10 protein-coding genes are annotated in these 15,094 nt (G+C 44.8%); 8 read left to right on the top strand and 2 right to left on the bottom strand.

Going from position 1 to position 15,094, the window contains the following annotated elements; genetic code table 11:
* The first annotated feature begins 56 nt into the window (after window positions 1-56).
* Genes SNR28_RS21305 through SNR28_RS21295 form a run of 3 tightly spaced genes read left to right on the top strand, consistent with a single transcriptional unit; the run spans window position 57 to window position 3,418 of the window.
* Entirely contained in the window at window positions 57-1,784 is a 1,728-nt protein-coding gene (locus tag SNR28_RS21305; RefSeq protein WP_375750725.1) for an SLC13 family permease, read from the top strand.
* 6 nt (window positions 1,785-1,790) lie between these two features.
* Window positions 1,791-2,426: an adenylyl-sulfate kinase gene (gene cysC / locus SNR28_RS21300; protein WP_375750724.1), complete on the top strand. Its 636-nt coding sequence runs from the start codon at window positions 1,791-1,793 to the stop codon at window positions 2,424-2,426.
* Between the two features lie 35 nt (window positions 2,427-2,461).
* A complete protein-coding gene (locus tag SNR28_RS21295; protein WP_375750723.1) occupies window positions 2,462-3,418 on the top strand; it encodes a DHH family phosphoesterase in 957 nt (318 codons plus the stop codon).
* Between the two features lie 95 nt (window positions 3,419-3,513).
* Here the strand turns inward: SNR28_RS21295 and sppA are convergent, their stop codons facing one another.
* Entirely contained in the window at window positions 3,514-5,376 is a 1,863-nt protein-coding gene (sppA, locus tag SNR28_RS21290) for a signal peptide peptidase SppA (RefSeq protein WP_375750721.1), read from the bottom strand.
* A 234-nt stretch (window positions 5,377-5,610) separates the two neighbouring features.
* On the opposite strand from sppA, the gene SNR28_RS21285 reads away from it, so the two are divergent.
* The 4 genes from SNR28_RS21285 (at window position 5,611) to SNR28_RS21270 (ending at window position 11,940) form a co-directional block, all read left to right on the top strand.
* Window positions 5,611-7,614, top strand: a complete 2,004-nt coding sequence (locus SNR28_RS21285; RefSeq protein WP_375750719.1) for an FAD-dependent oxidoreductase — start codon at window positions 5,611-5,613, stop codon at window positions 7,612-7,614.
* 46 nt (window positions 7,615-7,660) lie between these two features.
* A complete protein-coding gene (locus SNR28_RS21280; protein ID WP_375750717.1) occupies window positions 7,661-8,209 on the top strand; it encodes an NAD(P)H nitroreductase in 549 nt (182 codons plus the stop codon).
* Between the two features lie 101 nt (window positions 8,210-8,310).
* Window positions 8,311-10,239, top strand: a complete 1,929-nt coding sequence (locus SNR28_RS21275; protein WP_375750715.1) for a DNA topoisomerase III — start codon at window positions 8,311-8,313, stop codon at window positions 10,237-10,239.
* 75 nt (window positions 10,240-10,314) lie between these two features.
* Entirely contained in the window at window positions 10,315-11,940 is a 1,626-nt protein-coding gene (locus SNR28_RS21270) for a methyl-accepting chemotaxis protein (RefSeq protein ID WP_375750714.1), read from the top strand.
* Between the two features lie 83 nt (window positions 11,941-12,023).
* On the opposite strand, the gene SNR28_RS21265 is transcribed toward SNR28_RS21270, so the two are convergent.
* On the bottom strand, window positions 12,024-12,710 hold the full coding sequence (locus SNR28_RS21265) for an SDR family oxidoreductase (protein WP_375750712.1): 687 nt from the start codon (window positions 12,708-12,710) through the stop codon (window positions 12,024-12,026).
* A 430-nt stretch (window positions 12,711-13,140) separates the two neighbouring features.
* Here SNR28_RS21265 and SNR28_RS21260 point away from each other — a divergent pair, with 430 nt between their 5' ends.
* On the top strand, window positions 13,141-14,982 hold the full coding sequence (locus SNR28_RS21260) for an acyltransferase family protein (protein ID WP_375750711.1): 1,842 nt from the start codon (window positions 13,141-13,143) through the stop codon (window positions 14,980-14,982).
* The last annotated feature ends 112 nt before the right edge of the window (window positions 14,983-15,094 follow it).

Below are 15,094 nucleotides of genomic sequence, written 5' to 3'. Positions count from 1 at the left end.
TATTCTGCCAGCTAACACAGGATGTTAGCTGGCAGGCTGTAGCGGTAGCTTATCTTATGAATGTAGAATCTCTTTTTGTCATTTCAGTGTTCGTGGCAACCATTGCTGGTTTGATTAAATTCCAACACCGTCCAGCCAGAGTGTTCGGGTTTACCATGGTACTTCTCTATGCTTCAGGTGTTGTTTCTGCAGACGACCTGATATCCAGCATGTCCAATGAAGGTTTACTTACTCTGATTCTACTGATGACCTGCTCGTTAGCGTTGGAAAAAACGCGCCTGCTGCGTACTGTCGCTAAGCTAGTAATACAAGAAAAATACTCTGGAACCTGGCTTCGTCTTTTTGGTTTAACGACATTAACTTCCGCTTTCTTGAACAATACGGCTGTGGTATCCACCATGCTGGCGCCAATTCGTAGCAATCAATACCACTTCGCCAGCAAACTTTTGCTTCCATTGTCGTATGCTGCAATCTTAGGTGGTACTTTGACTTTGGTGGGAACCTCCACAAACCTTATTGTTAATAGTCTGGTGATTGGAAATGATCTGGAGCCGCTGAAGTTTTTCGATTTCACGACGGTTGGTATCTGCGTTGTTCTGGTTACTGGGGTGGTGCTGTGGTTTTCAACTCGCTTTCTCCCTGAAAGAGAAACCAAACAAGAGAGCTACAAAGAGTACTTTATCGATGCCAAAGTTCAGCGGGGTTCACCGCTTATTGGCAAAAGCATAGAAAAGAATGGCCTTCGACATCTGGAGTCACTTTTCCTGGTTGAGATCATTCGCAAGTCTGGCTCCATCATTCCGGTCGCGCCTACCGAAGTAATTCAGGAAGGCGACAGATTGGTCTTTACTGGTGATGTCACGAAAGTAATGCAGTTGCATCAGTTTGAAGGGCTCTCTATTTTTGCAGACAAGAATGGCTTACCGCTGAACAACTTAACTGAAGTGGTGATTCGACCTGAAAGCACCCTGATAAGCAAAACCTTAAAGGATGCAGGCTTCCGCGCTCTTTTCGATGCCGGAGTTGTGGCGATTCGTCGCGATGGTGAGCGTGTTTCTGGAAAACTGGGAGAAGTAAAACTTCAGGCCGGAGATTATCTGGTATTGGCAGTAGGTAACGATTTTAAATCTCGCCATAATCTCAGCAAAAACTTTATCTTACTCTCTGGATTAGAGCCTGACTCAATGCTTCGCGGGAAAAAAGAGGTATTAGTGGTAGGTGGGTTTATAAGCTCACTTCTGTTGTCTGCAACCGGCGTACTTCCGCTATTCAAAGGCATGTTCCTGTTATTGGCTGCATTGATTTTGAGTGGCACTTTGAGTTCGCGAGAAATAGTACGTCGCTTTCCCAGTGACATTTGGCTGATTATCTCTTCAGCACTCTTGCTTTCAATAGCTCTAACCAATACTGGTGTACTGGACAACTTGCACGAGTTTCAGACCCAATATCTCAATAATTTAACACCCGTACTTGGCTTGATAGCGATTTATGTATTAACTTGGTTGTTGACTGAGCTTGTTACCAACAATGCAGCGGCTGCTTTAATTTTTCCTATCGCGTATAGCTTAGCTATCGGGCTTGACGCAAATCCACTGGCCTTCATTATGGCAGTGGCATTTGGCGCTAGCGCCAGCTTTATTAGTCCTTACGGCTATCAAACCAACTTAATGGTCTACAACGCTGGTAGATACCAAATTGCAGATTTTGTAAAAATAGGATTACCCGTTAGTCTGGTCTATGGAGTTACGGCCGTCAGCGCAATTATCTGGGTATATGGAGTATAAAAAACGATGTCACCCTATAAAGAAATAGAAACAGATAAAGAAAAGTCTTCAGATGTTGTCTGGCATCAGGCAAGTGTCTCGCATGATGAGCGTGTTGCTCTGAATGGACACAAACCTGCGGTATTGTGGTTCACAGGTTTAAGTGGTTCTGGAAAATCAACGGTAGCAAATGCCGTCGATAAAATGCTGCATGACTTGAGCTGTAAAACCTATGTGCTTGATGGTGATAACGTTCGTCATGGTTTGAATGGTGATCTTGGGTTTTCGGACGAAGACAGAGTAGAGAACATCCGACGTATCGGAGAAGTGTCTAAACTGTTTGTGGATGCAGGGCTTTTAGTATCAACAGCATTTATATCTCCTTTTGTTGCTGACCGGAAAATGGTCAGAAGTACACTGGCCGAAGGTGAGTTTATCGAAGTGTTTATCGATACGCCTCTTGAGGTGTGTGAGCAGAGAGACCCGAAAGGCTTGTATAAAAAAGCTCGTGCTGGAGAGATTAAAAACTTTACCGGAATCGATTCTGCCTATGAGCTTCCTGAATCTCCGGAGATTCATATAAGGACAGCCGAGAAGTCCATCGAAGCATGTGCTCAGGAAGTGATTGAGTATCTGACAAGCAAGGGCTACGTTCAGTCATAATAAGAATTAGCGTCAGGCAGGATACGGACATAACAATGAATTACGATCTATTTAACGGTGATGCGGACGGGATTATTGCTCTCATCCAACTTCGTTTAGCCAACCCGAAAGACTCGGAACTGATTACCGGCGTTAAGCGAGATATTAACCTGCTAAGCAAGATTAGTCCGGAGCCGGGTGATGAGTTGACGGTATTGGATGTATCTATGCTGAAAAACGACAAAGCCCTGATTGAAGCGTTAGAGGTTGGAGCCAAGGTGTTTTATGCGGACCATCATCAGTCTGGTGATATTCCTGAGTTTCCAAATTTGGAAGCACACATAGACCTTGATGCAAATAGCTGCACGGCACTGATAGTGGATAAGTTGCTTGAAGGGCAATATCACGAGTGGGCAATAGCAGCAGCATATGGTGACAACCTGATTGCGAAAGCGGATGAGCTGGCGGATATAGCAGGGTATTCAGATGAGCAAAAGGCTCAGTTGAAAGAGCTGGGCACGCTGGTTAATTACAACGGTTATGGTGAGAAGATAGAAGATCTGCACTTCCACCCGGCAGAGCTATTCAAATCGTTACTGCGTTACTCCTCACCATTTGATGTTCTTGAAGACAAGAACTCTGCCTTTTATCAGCTTCAGAAAGCTTACAAAGGTGATATGGACTTAGCCTTGTCGGCGGAACCCACACATAAAAGTAACGTTTTGAAAGTTTTCCAATTGCCTGATAGTGCGGCTTCACGTCGTATTAGCGGAGTGTTTGGCAATATGCTCGCAAACCAAACCCCTGACTCAGCGCATGCAGTTTTCACTTTAAACAAAGATGAGACCTATACCGTTTCGTTACGCGCTCCGTTAAACAACAAAAAAGGGGCTGGTGAGATCTGTGGAAGTTTTCCGACAGGAGGAGGCCGAGAAGCCGCTGCAGGAGTGAACGCCTTGCCCAAAGAAGAGGTGCAAAGGTTTATCGACACGGTAGAAGCGTATTATTCATAACCTTCTGTAAAGCAAAAGGATTCGTAATCAAGACAAAGGGCGCATCTGCGCCCTTTATTTGTTTTGATTAAACCGGATCTTGCGGAAGCGACAGTTTATTCAACCGCACAGTTCAGACAGAATGCATAGTAACCTTTTGGATCGTTGAAGCTACTAAGTAGTTCCGCATCTTGCATCACCTTTTGTGTGACTGGCTGAAGTGCTTTTGGCAGCATGGATGACACATCAATACCAACAGACGCTTCGATTCTGTCCATGAGCTGTTGAATGAACTCTTCAGTCGGAGTCAGCGATTCTTCTACCCAGTAGATGTTGTAATCTTCTACGCCAGCAAGTTCAGCGGCAACATCAATAGCATCATCAAAATCGCCCATCTGATCAACCAGACCTGCTTTCATAGCATCTTGTCCTGTCCAGACTCTACCCTGTGCAACTTGATCGACACTATCCATACTCATGTCGCGGTTTTCACCGACAAGTCCGATAAAGCGGTTGTAGCCATTTTCGATGCCAAGTTGGATAGCTTCTCCAGCTTTATCAGAAATACCTCGGGTAATGCCCATGCCTGAGAATGGGGTAGTACCGATACCATCGCTGTAGATCCCGTGCTTGTTCAGACCTTTCTCAAACGTTGTGATCACGCTGAAGATGCCGATGGAACCAGTCAGGGTGGTTGGTTGTGCGATTATTTTGTCGGCACTCATAGAGATCCAGTAACCACCAGATGCAGCAAGGCTGGACATGGATACCACAACAGGTTTACCGGCTTCACGCAGTGCCTCTACTTCATTACGAATAACCTCAGAAGCGAATGCGCTGCCTCCAGGGCTGTCTACTCGAAGGACGACCGCTTTTACGTTGTCATCTTTGCGAGCTTTACGTAAAAGTGCAGACGTTGTATCACCACCTACGGTGCCTCGCGGCTGGCTTCCGTCCAGGATGGTGCCGCTAGCAACAATCACAGCGATGTCGTCTGAACTACTGCTGAAGTTGCCCCTCATAGTAGTGAGGTATTTGTAGTAACTGATTGCGTGATAGCTATCTTTGTCCTTGACACCAAATGTTTCACCCATGGCTTTTCTAAACTGCTGCCGGGTAGTGAGTTCATCAACCAAGCCCAGATTTTTAGAAAGTTGTGCAAGGTCGCCGTTCACTTCTCTTAGCTGTGCCAGAAAATCATCCATAGATGGATTGATCGCGCTTGCTTCAATCTGACGATTCTCAGCCACATCATCAATATATGCGCCCCAAAGCTGACTTAACCATACACTTGCAGACTCCTTTGCCTCAGGTGACATATCGTCCCGGATGAAGGGCTCGATGGCGGATTTATATGTGCCGACACGGAAGACATGTGTGTTCACATCCAGCTTTTCTAACAATGATTTGTAGTAAAGCGGGTACGAACTGTAGCCTCGAAGCATCACAGCACCATCGGGTGCCATGTATACCTTGTCAGCGTAGCTCGCGAGGTAGTACTGACTTTGGTTATAAAGTTCACCAACTGCGAATACAGGCTTACCGGTTGCTTTGAACTCGTTGATGGCCTTCGCAATATATCTCAGTTTCGTCAGGTTAGTTTCTGACATCTCTCCGGTAGCGAGTACAAGCCCTGAAATGTTTTCATCATCCGCTGCGTAACGAATCGTGTCAACGATATCAAACAGGACATTTTCACGTGGTAGTTCTTTACCAAAAAGAGAGCCAGTGAAGGAGTCCATTGGATTGACGTAGGTTCGTTGTTCAACAATTGGTCCGGCAAGGTTTAACACCAGCGCAGAGGCTTCTTTTACTGGTTGAGGAGCGGCAGGCTTCTCTATCTGAGTATGTGTGTAGCCAATATAGATAGCTCCGAGAATAAACAGAAAGAATAGGTTGTAAACCGCAAGTCGGATGAAATTTATTAACATCCATATAAACTTGAAAAACTTACCTATGATTCGAAATACAGTTCTCATTCTAATTCCTGCAGGCACATATTAGTGCCTGTTAATTAAGCGGTAATAAGATTTATCAATCCTACGACATTCTGAACCATCCAACAAACTTCTTCTTAAATGCGTCAGATAGGTGATACGCATTACAAAGCAAAATTGATCAATGTTGCACAAATGTAAACGCTTGTTTGATTTTTGTTCTTTTAGTGCCTATTCTGGTCAGACCATAAGTATAACGATGAAGTGAAGTCAGCTATGTATCCGAATTTAATGAAGCCTCTGGATCTGGGATTTACCCAATTAAGAAATCGAGTTTTGATGGGTTCCATGCACACGGGACTGGAAGAACATAAAGAAGGCATGGGACGCCTTGCCGCATTCTATGAAGAGCGGGCAAAAGGAGGTGTTGGCCTTATCGTTACCGGTGGTTTCTCACCAAACCTGAGAGGGCGACTGCACCCTTTGAGTGCTGAGTTTAGTAAGCCTAAACACGTCAAAGAGCACAAGGTCATTACCGAAGCGGTGCACAAACATGGCGGAAAGATCGCACTACAGCTACTTCACGCTGGTCGCTACGCTATGCACCCATTCTCGCAGAGCGCTTCAGGTATTAAAGCGCCTATCGCTAAATTTGCTCCATGCAAAATGAGTGAAAGACAAATTAAGAAAACCATAGAAGCCTTTGCCAACAGTGCTTCACTGGCACAACAAGCCGGCTATGACGGTGTTGAGGTGATGGGTTCTGAAGGTTACCTGCTCAATCAGTTTATCTGTAAGCGAACCAATATGCGTTATGACGATTGGGGTGGTACTTACAAGAAACGTATTCGATTCCCTCTTGAAGTCGTCAAAGCGATCCGCAAATCGGTCGGTGAAGAGTTCATCATCATTTTCCGTTTATCTATGCTGGATCTTGTGGAAGAAGGCAGCACATTCGAAGAAGTGGTCATGCTGGCTAAAGCGTTGGAAGATGCTGGTGTCACCATTATCAACACGGGTATCGGCTGGCATGAAGCCAGAGTTCCGACAATTGCCACTCAGGTACCTAGAGCGGCGTTTACCTGGGTGACTGAAAAAGTGAAACCTCACGTTAAAGTACCGATTGTTACTTGTAACCGAATTAATACCCCGGAAGAAGCGGAAGATATTCTGGAAACCGGAAAAGCCGACATGGTTTCCATGGCAAGACCATTCTTAGCCGATCCACAGTTTGTGCAGAAAGCGGCCGAAGGAAACTCAAACTTAATTAATACCTGTATTGGTTGTAATCAGGCATGTCTAGACAATATTTTCCGTGGTAAGCGAGCGAGTTGTCTTGTTAACCCTAGAGCTTGTTACGAAACCGAATTGGAGATTCAACCAGCTGAAGTGAAGAAAAAAGTCGCTGTTGTTGGTGCGGGCCCTGCTGGTTTGTCTGCTGCGACAACCGCAGCCGAACGCGGGCATGAGGTAGATCTGTTTGAAAGACAAGATCGCATTGGAGGTCAGTTCAGACTGGCTATGCAGATCCCTGGGAAAGAAGAGTTCAGAGAAACCATTCGTTATTTTGCAAATCGTCTGGATATCACGGGAGTGAATCTGAAGCTAAATACCGAAGCTGATTTTGACACCCTGAAAGAGTATGACGAAGTGATCATGGCTTCGGGTGTGGCACCTAGAAAAGTAAAAATTAAAGGCATTGATAACCCGGAAAAAGTCATCGATTACCAAACACTGATTAAAGAAAAAACCTATGTTGGTGAAAAGGTGGCTGTTGTAGGTGCTGGTGGTATCGGTATTGATATCGCCACGATGATCACTGAGCCTCAAGGGCATCAGCTTGTCGATTGGTTGCAGGAGTGGGGAATCGACCCGGAAATGGAACACCCTGGAGGGTTGTATCCTTACCCTGACATGGTGAGCGACAAAACAGTGTGGGTGTTGCAGCGTCGTAAGAGTCGTGTAGGTAAAGGACCGGGCAAAACCACGGGTTGGATTCACAAGCGCACATTAGAAAAGCGCGGCGTAAATCTTATGGGCGGTGTGAGCTACGAAGGTATTGATGACGGTGGATTACACATCAAGTTCAAAGGTAAGAAGCAGTTGTTGGACGCAGATAAAGTCGTAATCTGCGCAGGCCAAGAGTCTGTAAGACCATTTGAAGAGCAGTGGAAGTCCATGGGTGAGAAGCTTCACGTAATTGGTGGCGCTGATAAGGCAGGCGAATTGGATGCTGTACGCGCAATAAGACAGGGACTCGAACTGGGAATTAAATTGTAAATAGGCTAATATTGATAATCATTCTCAAAAATTAGAAGGGTTCCGTATGGATGCGTTGGATCTTCTGTTAAATCGTCGTTCTATCGCCAAACTTTCTGAGCCTGCACCACAAGGGCAGGCTTTGGAAAATATTCTTAAAGCTGGGCTAAGAGCGCCTGATCATGGTGGCTTAACGCCTTGGCGCTTTGTTATTTCAGAAGGAGAAGGCTTAGATAAGCTTTCTTCCATTCTTGTTCGAGCTGCAGAGTCAGAGAACAGCGAAGAAGTGGTGGTAGAAAAGCTGCGTAAGGCGCCATTCAGAGCACCAATGGTGATTACGGTGATAGCGAAAGTGAAGCCTCACGATAAAGTACCGCCATTAGAACAGCACCTGTCTGCGGGTTGTGCCGCTCAGGCAATGCAGATGGCGGCTGTGGCACAGGGCTATCAGGGATTCTGGCGTTCTGGCTCATGGATGTTTCACCCAGTTGTACACGAAGCATTCGGTTTAGAAGATCAGGACGAAATTGTCGGATTCCTCTATCTTGGTACTCCAGGCTGCACACCGATGAAAGTGCCTGAACGAGATCTCAGCAAATATGTTGAGTACTTATAGAGCTAATCAACAAAGAACTGTATAAATAACCAGTTTTTACTTGCATTCTTATGGCCGCATTCGATAATGTGGCCTTTTTATTGTCTAGCCGTTTATCGAATATGTCACGACTGTTCATCGCAGAAAAACCAAGCCTTGGGCGAGCTATTGCAGCCGCACTGCCAAATCCTCAGAAAAAAGATCAGGGTTTTATCCGCTGTGGAAATGGCGATGTCGTGACATGGTGTATCGGGCATCTATTAGAGCAAGTTGAGCCAGACGCTTACGATGAGCGCTATAAAAAATGGAACATGGCGGATTTGCCAATTGTGCCGGAACAATGGCAGCTCAAGCCAAGAAAAAGCGCCAGTAAACAGCTCACCGTAATTCGTAAACTATTGAAAGAAGCAGACCAAATTGTTCATGCTGGTGACCCGGATCGTGAAGGACAGTTGCTTGTTGATGAGGTGATTGAGCACTTAAGGGTGAGCAAAACCAAAAAAGAACGCATTGAGCGGCTGCTGATAAGCGACCTCAACCTGCCAGCAGTAAAGCGTGCGCTTAGTAAAATGCGCAGCAATAAAGAATTTATCTCTTTGTCTGTGTCTGCATTAGCCCGTTCCAGAGCCGACTGGCTCTATGGCATGAACATGTCCCGTGCTTATACATTGCTTGGTCAAAAAGCGGGTTATGGTGGCGTGTTGTCAGTAGGACGAGTACAGACACCTGTATTGGGATTAGTTGTCCGAAGGGACGAAGAAATTGAGAACTTTGTTCCGAGAGACTACTTCACGCTGCATGCCCTTATCCCTTATCAAAACGAAAATGAGAGTTTCGACATACGGGCTCGCTGGAAACCGAGTGAAGCGTGTAAACCGTGGCAGGATGAAGAAGGCAGGGTACTTAATCGTAAGCTCGTCGAAAACGTGGCAAACAGGATTAAGAACCAGCCTGCAACGGTGACGGAGTCTGAGCAAAAAGAGACAAAACAGTACGCACCGCTTCCGTATTCATTATCTGCGCTTCAGATTGATGCAGCAAAGCGGTTTGGTATGAGTGCGCAGGATGTTCTGAATGTTTGTCAGTCTTTATACGAAAAACACAAACTCATCACTTATCCACGTTCAGATTGCCGATATCTGCCAAATGAGCATTATTCACAAGCGCCATCGGTTTTAGATGCCATTGCTCACAACGCTAAAGAGATGCAACAGGATGTTTCGGGGGCAGATACAAAGATTAAGTCCAAAGCATGGAACGACAAAAAAGTAGATGCCCACCATGCGATTATTCCTACCCCGAAGAAGGCATCGGTTAATGCTCTTTCAGGCAATGAAATGAAGGTATATCAACTCATTTCTCGTCAGTACCTTATTCAATTTTACCCGCCCGCCATTTATGCAGAAGCGAAGTTAGTATTTGATATTGCTGGGGGCACCTTTATCGCCAAAGGACGACAGCTACTGAGTGCTGGTTGGAAGTCCATTATGGGGACGAAACAACAGCATGAAGAGGGTGTTGATACGGTTCCACCTCTGAAAGAGGGCACCGTACTCACATGTCGTGAGGGCGAAATTAAGGATCGTAAAACCGAACCACCTAAACATTTCACCGAGGCAACTTTGCTGCAAGCCATGACAGGTATCGCGAGGTTTGTAAACGACAAAGAGTTAAAGAAGATATTAAGAGAAACGGATGGCCTTGGTACTGAAGCAACACGTGCGGGCATATTAGACACGTTGTTCAAAAGAAAGCTGTTGAAACGACAAGGTAAAACAGTGCTGAGTACCGAAGCTGGTCGCGGATTGATACATGCATTACCCGCGGAATCGACCTATCCTGACATGACGGCACACTGGGAACATCAGCTACAGCTTATGGTTGAAAAGAAACAGAGCTATCAACCGTTCATCAGTACATTAACAACCAGCGTACAAAGCTTAATTGAGCAGGTGAAGACTTCTCCGGTCCCAGATTCGCTACGCTCTTTGCCTCCCGTTGAACGGAAAAAATTCAGGAGCAAAAAGAGGTACTCAAAAAGGAGTAAATAAGCTTTTGGAGCGAATATCCTCATTTTATTAAGCTACATTTAGCATATTGGCAACAGCAATAAAAAGGATGTTCCAATGTTGCATCTCATCAAAAAAAGTATCCGAGCGAAGCTGACGCTCTCAATCGGTATCGTCACCCTGTTACTCCTTGTTGTTTATATTACTTACAGCTCCCTGACTCATAAGCTCAACTATGGTGTTGATTCCTTTGGTTTTAGGTATCTTCCGTCTATTTCTGCCATCCTGAATGCGGACAGAGACCTCTATCAGGCATACGTTGCGCAGCTTAAATACAAAGATACTCAAGCTGCGAGTGAGCGTGACTCCTTTGATGAAAACGCTCAGCAGGCCAAAGACAGGATGTACAAGTACAAAGAACTGATGAAGGAATACTCTGAAGTTCAGAGCAAACTTGAATCGTTTGATCAGCGCTTTAATAGTTGGAAACAAGAATCAGAAAACTTCTTCCGCCTCGTCGATTCTGGAAACATTGTCGGTGCTGAACAATTATTGTCAGGCAGCGTCAGTGACAAGTTTTCTGCCTTGCGAGATCTTTATGATGCTGCGGGAGAGTATCTGGATGGTCATGCAAAACAGACCATAGAGCAGCTCGATACCAACACATTACAGAATGAAAGAAGGTTACTGATCTTTGTTGTTCTCGCACTGATAGTCAGTGGAGTTATTACCTATCTGATTCCGAAAGCGACCGTTGATGGCATCAACGAGTTAGCACACCGCATTGAAGAGATAAGCAAGGGGGACGGTGATCTTACCCAGCGCATCAACTCATCCAAAAGTGATGAACTAGGCAACTTAGCTAATCAGTTCGATGGATTCATTTCAAAACTGCAGCATCTTATTAAGGAGATTAGTCAGGGTTCGAATCAGTTGAACGATAGCTCCAACAACCTTCGGGTAAGTTATGAGAGCAGCCAGCAACTGAACTCAAGGCAAAGTCAGAGTTTAGAGATGATAGCCACAGCGGTGAATGAGTTTAGCGCTTCTGTTCGAGAAGTTGCGGAGAATGCGCAAAATGCCTCTCAGGTGACGACGGACACCGTTAATCTAACTCGTGAAGGGGTTGGTACTATTGAACAATCGGTCAGACATATTCAGGAACTGTCAGATTCAATCAGCAATGCCAACCTGACAATAGAAACTCTTGCCGAAGATTCTGACAACATCGCTTCGGTGTTAGATGTTATCCGTAATATTGCGGAGCAGACCAATCTCTTAGCACTGAATGCGGCTATCGAGGCGGCAAGGGCGGGTGAGCAAGGGCGAGGCTTTGCAGTTGTTGCTGATGAAGTGCGATCACTGGCAAGCAAGACTCAGCAATCCACAGAAGAAATCCAACAGATGATCGATAAGCTCCAATCTGGTGTACAAAACGCGGTGAATTCAATCAAAGATGGTGCCGACCGTGTTCAGAAGAATGTTGAGCTGACGAGTTCGACTCAAACTATGTTTGAGAATATTCAAAGCTCGACAGAACAGGTTAATGATATGGCAAGCCAGATTGCTGCAGCGACAGAAGAGCAGAGTACGACATCTGAAGAAATTAACAGCAACCTGATTACATTGAAGGATGGCAACAGAGAAGGAATGGAACTGGCTGAAAAGATAGATCAGATCGCCACGGAAATTGATGGTTCGTCAGAAAAACTGGCTGGCGACGTTAATCAGTTTATTGTGTAAGACGAAAACAGCCCCCTGGAACATAAAAGCCCCAGATAATATTGAAGAGTCCGGGGCTTCGTTCTACATATACTTGAGTATACTTACCAGGGCAGTTCAGTGCCATCGTAGTTAAGAAAACGTCCTGAGTCGGAAGGGGGGAGGTTCTCGATAATATCAACCAATCCTTTTGCACTCGCCTGAGTGCTGATAAGTGCTCGTGGTCCGCCCATCTCAGTTTGGACCCAGCCAGGGTGAAGAGCCACCGCAGTAAATCCCTCCGGTGATAAATCATTACTCAAACTCTTAACTACAGAGTTTAGGGCGGCTTTCGAAGAACGATAGATGTAACCTCCGCCAGAGGTGTTCTCCGTCATGCTGCCAACCTTTGAAGAGACACAAGCGATACGTTTTAAGTTACCTTGCATTAGCAACGGATAGAAAGCTTCGACCAGTTTAAGCGGCGCGATAGTGTTTATCTCGAAAACTTTTCTCCACTCTTCAATATCTGTATTACCAAACCCATACCCTTTAGGCCCATAGTAGCCTGCGTTATTAATTAGTACGTCAATTGCTGGCAGTTTCCCTTTTAAATCTAGGACGGCCTGATAGTCGGTGACATCTAATTGATGGCACGTAAGTGATGAGTTCTCTTTTGCCAGTGCAAGCAGTTCTTCTGCGGAACCTTCTGAACGAAAGGTCGCGTGAACAGTGTAATTCAGTGATAAGTACTCTCTGACAAGAGCTAAACCAATTCCCCGGTTACTGCCTGTGATAAAAACAGTTGGCATAACAATATCTCCTTAGTCTGTTATGAACACTGTATTGCACTTAATGACGTTTGTCAGCTAAGGGTGAAAGACGAAATATTACGGGAAAGAAAACAACTTAGCTTGGCTATCGCTCTGAAATATATTACAGATTGATGTGTTGTATAAAAATATATTTCAATACTATCAATACCTTACATTTATTCTGGTGTGTGTCAGATGCTGACTTTCTACAAACAACTTCAGACTTATGTCGTGAGAAAATCCGGCCTTTCAAAAAGAGCTTTTTAATATCTTTCAATAATTTTAGTTGGATGGTGTTAACAAATGTCGCGCTCTTTGGCTCCTCTAACTATAGGCAAATGTTATGGGCCGCATTTTTTTGATTAGCCAAGTAAACAAGCGTTGCTTGCTTATTGAAATATGATTTTTGTATAAATTAAGTGGTTTTATGAATTTTCGATACGATATAAACGGATTAAGAGCGATAGCCGTTATAGCTGTTGTACTTTTTCACTTTAATCCCGTTTGGATACCCGGTGGATTTGCTGGTGTTGATGTTTTCTTTGTAATTTCTGGATTCTTAATGACCGGAATCATATTCCGTGGACTAGAAAGTGCAGATTTTAATCTACTCAAGTTCTACAGAGCAAGGGCAAAACGAATTATTCCAGCGCTTTTTGCTGTCAGTGTTGTTTTGTTGGTTTATGGCTGGTTCTTCCTAAACCCGCTGGATTACAAGCCATTAGGCAGACATATTGCGAGCAGCTTAGTCTTTTTATCTAATGTTGTTTATTGGAGCGAGTCTGGTTACTTTGCCGCAAGTGCTGAAGATAACTGGCTGCTTCACACCTGGTCACTCTCTGTTGAATGGCAGTTCTACATTATCTATCCAATCGTACTGCTCATTTTGAACAAGGTGTTCTCTATTGAGAACATAAAACGTCTGCTGGTTGTTGCTACGGGCGTTGCGTTCCTGTTTAGCTGGTTCGCTACCATGAAGTGGGCAGATCCTTCTTATTTCCTACTGCCTACTCGCGCCTGGGAAATGATGGCTGGTGGTCTGGCTTACTTGTACCCTTGGAACTTGAAAGGTAAGCAGCAGTCTGCGGTTGGTTGGCTTGGTCTTTTGCTGATAGGTCTTTCTTACGCTCTGATTTCCAGTGATGTTTATTGGCCAGGTTATCTGGCAATGGTACCTGTTTCAGGTGCGTATTTTATACTGGTGGCTAACCAACAAGATGGCGTTATTGCGAAAAGCAATATACTGCAGCGGGTAGGTAAGTGGTCTTACTCTATCTACCTCTGGCACTGGCCGATTGTTGCATTTGGCAGCTCCCACCAAATAGAAAACTGGTATGTTCCGGGTCTGATTCTTTCGGTTGCTCTTGGATGGTTCAGTTACAACTTTATTGAGCAGGTTGGAACAAAGTGGGCGATAAGCAAGCTTCATATGCTAAATATGAACTCTGCGTGGAACATCGCTACATTTTCTGCCGTTGCTTTAAGCGCGTTTTGTGTATATCACTTTGATGGCGTTCTGGACCGATATTCAGAGCCGGAAAAGACATCCTATGTGCAAGCCATTGCTGCGCAGGGTGATTGGGGTTATCCGAATGGCAATATGAACATCAATGGTCTGGAAGTAAGATACATTGATGGAAAATCGGATAAGAACTTGCTTCTGATTGGTGCCAGCCACATAGAGCATTTGTATCCTTATGTGGCGAACCACGCAGAGGACTACAATATTTACTTCCTAACTCAGGGAGGCTGTTTTGCCACTGAGTCTATGAGAAAGCCGACGTCTGGATGTGAAAACCTTAAGGGCTACAAGGACCTATTATCAGAGGTTAATTTCGACAGAATCGTCACCTCTTTCTTCTGCTTCCATTGTTCTTTGGACGAAACAGAGAAGGAGATAGATAACCGGATAGCAGAATATGATGTATTCCTTCGTGACCTTAAGGCTGAAACTGAAGATCTTTACTTGATTACCGGTGAGCCAAGAGGAGAGGCATTCGATCCTAAACTGGCTTTAGAGCAAGGGCTTGATGATTATGTAACAGAGGCAGAAGTCAGAGCCTCATATAAGATACATAACTATGCTTTGAGCAATCTAACTGAGTTAGGCGGCATTAAGATGGTTGACCCAATCGAACATCTTTGTGAAAACGGCATCTGTAAAACAAGAGCGGAAGACGGTAAGTTCTACTACAAAGACACAGGTCACTTGAGGCCTTGGTACGTAAAGAAGAAGCTGTCGTATATGGATGATATTTTTGAATCTTAAGTATTGTTACAGCTAACCACCTCAAACCGCTTTATATGATGATATAAAGCGGTTTTTTGTTTACGGAAACCCCTGTGTAATCGAAGGAGATTATTTGATACCCGTAGATAGC

This window comes from Vibrio iocasae, from assembly GCF_042245395.1.
GTDB lineage: Bacteria > Pseudomonadota > Gammaproteobacteria > Enterobacterales > Vibrionaceae > Vibrio > Vibrio iocasae.
This window is presented reverse-complemented; position numbering and strand designations above follow the sequence as displayed.